The organism is Escherichia sp. TW14182 (assembly GCF_000208525.1).
Taxonomy (GTDB): Bacteria; Pseudomonadota; Gammaproteobacteria; order Enterobacterales; family Enterobacteriaceae; genus Escherichia; species Escherichia ruysiae.
The window spans coordinates 1-4,711 of sequence record NZ_AEJZ01000213.1 but is presented as its reverse complement, the minus strand read 5'-3'; the positions used below and the strand labels follow the sequence as shown (position 1 = coordinate 4,711).

The following is a 4,711-nucleotide window of genomic DNA, read 5'->3' as shown; positions in this document are numbered from 1 at the left end:
ATGGGGCGCGTTTTTCCCCCTCTCCCTTCCAGGGAGAGGGCCGGGGTGAGGGTCTGTGCTCGCACCTGAGCTGACCTTCCCCCTCACCCTAACGGGCAAATTGTGCACGCGGTTACCTCCTGCTCCGTTCTTCTTACTGCCGCTTATCCAGCGCGACAAACGGGCGGTCTTCCGGGCCAACATAATTGGCGGAAGGACGGATAATTTTGTTGTCCTGACGTTGTTCGATAATGTGCGCCGCCCAGCCAGTAACGCGGGCGATAACAAACAGTGGCGTAAACATCTCGGTGGGAACGCCCATCATGTTGTAGGAAACGGCTGAGAACCAGTCGAGATTGGGGAACATCTTTTTGCTCTCCCACATCACTGTTTCCAGGCGATCGGCAATGTGGTACATCTTCAGCGAGCCGCCTTCCTGCGAGAGCTGCTTCGCCACGCGTTTGATCACCTGATGACGCGGGTCAGCGATGGTATAAACCGGATGCCCAAAACCAATGACCACTTCTTTGTTTTCCACGCGTTTGCGGATATCTGCTTCGGCTTCGTCCGGCGTTTCGTAGCGTTGTTGGATCTCCAGCGACACTTCATTCGCCCCACCGTGTTTCGGCCCGCGCAGTGCGCCAATCGCGCCGATAATGGCTGAATACATGTCAGAGCCGGTGCCCGCAATCACCCGGCTGGTAAAAGTGGAGGCGTTAAACTCGTGCTCGGCGTACAGCACCAGTGAAATATGCATCGCCTTTTCCCAGCTTTGCGATGGCTTTTCGCCATGCAGCAGATGCAGGAAGTGACCGCCGATGGAATCGTCATCAGTTTCCGGCTGGATGCGTTCGCCGTTGTGGCTGTAGTGATACCAGTAGAGAAGAATCGAGCTAAGTGACGCCAGCAGTTTGTCGGCAATATCCCGCGCGCCAGAGACGGTATGCCCCTCTTTTTCCGGCAGCGTGCAGCCGAGCGCGGAAACGCCGGTGCGCATGACATCCATCGGATGTGACGCCGCAGGTAAAGCCTCCAGCACAGTACGCACGTTAGCCGGTAAGCCACGTAGGGCTTTTAGTTTCGTTTTGTAAGCGGCGAGTTCGTCACGGGTCGGCAGTTTGCCGTGGATCAGCAGGTGCGCCACTTCTTCAAATTCGCAATGTTCCGCCAGATCGAGAATATCGTAGCCACGGTAATGCAGGTCATTGCCGCTTTTACCCACGGTGCAGAGCGCCGTATTGCCCGCCGGAACGCCGGAAAGTGCCACAGATTTTTTCGGTTTAATGACATGGGTATTGTTTTGCAGGATCGTTGTGTCGCTCATGTTGTCCTCGTCATTTGTAGGGTCGAGATATTTTTCGTTGTGTTTTATTTCGCCTGGTTACGGGCAAACAGGTCGTCGAGCTTCTCTTCGTACTGGTAATAGTTGATGCTTTCGTACAACTCGTTGCGGGTCTGCATGGTGTCGATCACGCTTTTCTGCGTGCCTTCCTGACGCAGGACGTTGTAGACATGTTCAGCGGCGCGGTTCATGGCGCGAAACGCTGAAAGCGGGTACAGCGCCATTGCAACATGGGCACTGCGTAATTCATCGGTAGTGAACAGGGGCGTTGCGCCAAATTCGGTAATGTTGGCGAGGATTGGCACCTGCACCGCATCGGCAAACTGGCGGTACATGGCGAGTTCGGTAATCGCCTCCGGGAACAACATCTCGGCACCGGCTTCAACGTAGGCCTGCGCACGCTCGATCGCGGCATCCAGCCCCTCTACCGCCAGCGCATCGGTGCGTGCCATGATCACAAAATCAGGATCGGTTTTCGCATCCACCGCCGCGCGGATCCGATCCACCATCTCTTCTTTTGAGACGATCGCTTTGTTCGGACGATGACCGCAGCGTTTCGCGCCGACTTGATCTTCAATATGTAAGCCTGCCGCCCCTGCTTTGATCATCGATTTCACGGTGCGGGCGACGTTAAAGGCCGAAGAGCCAAAACCAATATCAGCATCCACCAGCAACGGCAGCGAACAAACGTCGGTGATACGGCGAATGTCGGTCAGTACATCATCAAGGGTAGAAATACCGAGATCGGGCAACCCCAGCGAGCCTGCCGCCACACCGCCCCCGGAGAGATAAATCGCCTGATACCCGGCACGCTGTGCCAGCAGCGCATGGTTAGCGTTGATGGTGCCGACAATCTGCAATGGATTTTCTTTAGTGAGTGCAGCGCGAAAAGCTTTACCTGGAGAGTGTAGAGACATAGCACATCCTTTGTTATCAACTTGTTATTTGCGTTAATAAACACAAAGCAAGGGATGTGCCACAATTGCATGAATGTAATTAAATTTTTATTTTCAATAAGTTAATTTAAAATCCTTAATTTAATCCGCAAATATGCGTTTCAGTTAACGTTTCAGGCAATGTTTCACTGCGTTTCATTGCAACAATTATGAAACAAGACTAAACCCAATATTCGGTTTCTTAATTCTTTAGGGTGCTATGGCACATCCACCACGGCTGAACGACGACAAACCCGTTTTTTGGACGGTATCAGTGACGCGCTTGTTCGAACTGTTTCGCGATATCAGCCTTGAGTTTGATCACCTGGCGAACATTACGCCTATCCAGCTTGGCTTTGAAAAAGCGGTGACCTACATCCGCAAGAAACTGGCCAGCGAACGCTGCGACGCTATCATCGCCGCTGGCTCTAACGGCGCGTATCTGAAGAGCCGCCTGTCGGTGCCGGTGATTCTGATCAAACCCAGCGGATTCGATGTGTTACAGGCACTGGCAAAAGCCGGAAAACTCACCTCTTCTATCGGCGTTGTCACCTATCAGGAAACCATTCCGGCGCTGGTCGCGTTTCAAAAAACCTTTAATTTGCGCCTTGATCAACGTAGCTACATCACCGAAGAAGACGCACGCGGGCAGATTAACGAGCTAAAAGCTAACGGCACCGAAGCCGTGGTCGGTGCCGGGCTGATTACCGATCTGGCAGAAGAAGCCGGAATGACCGGAATTTTTATCTATTCCGCTGCCACCGTGCGCCAGGCGTTCAGCGATGCGCTGGATATGACGCGCATGTCTCTCCGGCATAACGCCCAGGATACTACCCGCAACGCCCTGCGTACTCGTTACGTTCTGAGCGATATGCTTGGTCAATCACCACAGATGGAACAAGTGCGGCAAACCATTTTGCTCTATGCCCGCTCCAGTGCGGCGGTGTTGATTGAGGGGGAAACGGGAACCGGTAAAGAGCTGGCGGCTCAGGCGATTCATCGGGAATACTTTGCCCGCCACGATGCGCGACAGGGCAAAAAGTCGCATCCGTTTGTTGCCGTCAACTGCGGGGCGATTGCTGAATCATTGCTGGAAGCGGAGCTGTTTGGCTATGAAGAAGGGGCGTTTACCGGCTCACGACGCGGAGGCCGCGCCGGGCTGTTTGAAATCGCCCACGGCGGCACGCTGTTTCTTGATGAGATTGGCGAAATGCCGCTTCCTTTGCAGACTCGCCTGCTGCGGGTTCTGGAAGAAAAAGAGGTCACTCGCGTCGGCGGACATCAACCGATTCCGGTGGATGTGCGGGTCATCAGCGCCACCCACTGCAATCTGGAAGAGGATATGCAGCAAGGACATTTTCGCCGTGATCTGTTTTATCGACTGAGTATTCTACGTCTGCAATTGCCACCATTGCGCGAGCGAGATGCGGATATTCTGCCGCTGGCGGAAAGCTTTTTGAAAGCGTCTCTGGCGGCGCTCTCCGCCCCGTTTTCTGCTGCATTACGCGAGGGGTTAAATACCTGCCAGGTGGTTTTATTGCACTATGAGTGGCCGGGAAATATTCGTGAACTACGCAATATGATGGAGCGACTGGCGCTATTTTTAAGTGTGGAACCGACGCCGGATTTAACACCGCAGTTTTTGCAACAGCTACTGCCGGAATTAGTCCACGAGTCGGCGAAAATTACCGCCTCCCCTTTGCTGACACCCCAACAGGCACTGGATAAATTTAATGGTGATAAAACAGCAGCGGCGAATTATTTAGGCGTCAGCCGGACGACGTTCTGGCGGCGGCTGAAAAATTAAATTGCCGGATGCGGCGTGAACGCCTTATCCGGCCTACAAAACCATGAATTTCAATATATTACGCTCACCGATAGACGTGCGCATCGGGCATATTTACAGGGGCTTCAGAATTACTTCTTCTTATAGATATTTGCCGTACCGTGGATCTTATTGTCAGTCTGACCGGAGGTCAGTACCAACACATCAGCACCTTTTTCATCCGCTTTTTTGATCAAATCTTCTTTTGCATCTGCAGTCGACATTTCATTACTTGTTGAAATATCACCTATTTTTTCATATTGCGATTCAACCTTTTCAAATTCCGCTTTGGTCATCAATTCAGCAGCATAGACGTTTGTAACAACAAAAGCTAACGCACCAACTAAGAGCTTAGTTCCAGTTTTCATAAGTGAACTCCATAATGTGTGATTGGCTAATGCCCTGAAGCTAACAGTCATCATCAGGGTTGATTAATAAGTAGTTCAGCGGTTAGGAAAAATCTATAGGAAAAGAGAATATATTTGTATTGTTCTTAATGCGAACCACTCTTGTCCAACTGGTTAATAACTTTCACTGCAAGTATCGTTGGTGTTATTTGAATTATTTTTCATAAAAATCTCATATTTTCACCCTGCCAGAGATTCAATATAAAACTTACATTATCCACAT

General features: G+C 51.5%; 4 protein-coding genes. 1 reads left to right on the top strand and 3 read right to left on the bottom strand.

The window, feature by feature from the left end; all coding sequences use genetic code 11:
• Window positions 1-133: 133 nt before the first annotated feature.
• A complete protein-coding gene (prpC, locus tag EQY_RS0117000; protein WP_001285883.1) occupies window positions 134-1,303 on the bottom strand; it encodes a bifunctional 2-methylcitrate synthase/citrate synthase in 1,170 nt (389 codons plus the stop codon).
• Window positions 1,304-1,347: 44 nt separating this feature from the next.
• Window positions 1,348-2,238: a methylisocitrate lyase gene (gene prpB, locus EQY_RS0116995; protein ID WP_000052203.1), complete on the bottom strand. Its 891-nt coding sequence runs from the start codon at window positions 2,236-2,238 to the stop codon at window positions 1,348-1,350.
• 238 nt (window positions 2,239-2,476) lie between these two features.
• Here prpB and prpR point away from each other — a divergent pair, with 238 nt between their 5' ends.
• A complete protein-coding gene (gene prpR, locus EQY_RS0116990) occupies window positions 2,477-4,063 on the top strand; it encodes a propionate catabolism operon regulatory protein PrpR (RefSeq protein ID WP_000941008.1) in 1,587 nt (528 codons plus the stop codon).
• 110 nt (window positions 4,064-4,173) lie between these two features.
• On the opposite strand, the gene yahO is transcribed toward prpR, so the two are convergent.
• Window positions 4,174-4,449, bottom strand: coding sequence for a DUF1471 family periplasmic protein YahO (gene yahO, locus EQY_RS0116985; RefSeq protein ID WP_000848012.1), 276 nt, complete (start codon window positions 4,447-4,449; stop codon window positions 4,174-4,176).
• Window positions 4,450-4,711 lie beyond the last annotated feature (262 nt).

Bases quoted from the DNA above. Each gene is read 5' to 3' on its own strand.
- yahO (WP_000848012.1), bottom strand. From the start codon at position 4,449: ATGAAAACTGGAACTAAGCTCTTAGTTGGTGCGTTAGCTTTTGTTGTT.
- prpC (WP_001285883.1), bottom strand. From the start codon at position 1,303: ATGAGCGACACAACGATCCTGCAAAACAATACCCATGTCATTAAACCG.
- prpR (WP_000941008.1), top strand. From the start codon at position 2,477: ATGGCACATCCACCACGGCTGAACGACGACAAACCCGTTTTTTGGACG.
- prpB (WP_000052203.1), bottom strand. From the start codon at position 2,238: ATGTCTCTACACTCTCCAGGTAAAGCTTTTCGCGCTGCACTCACTAAA.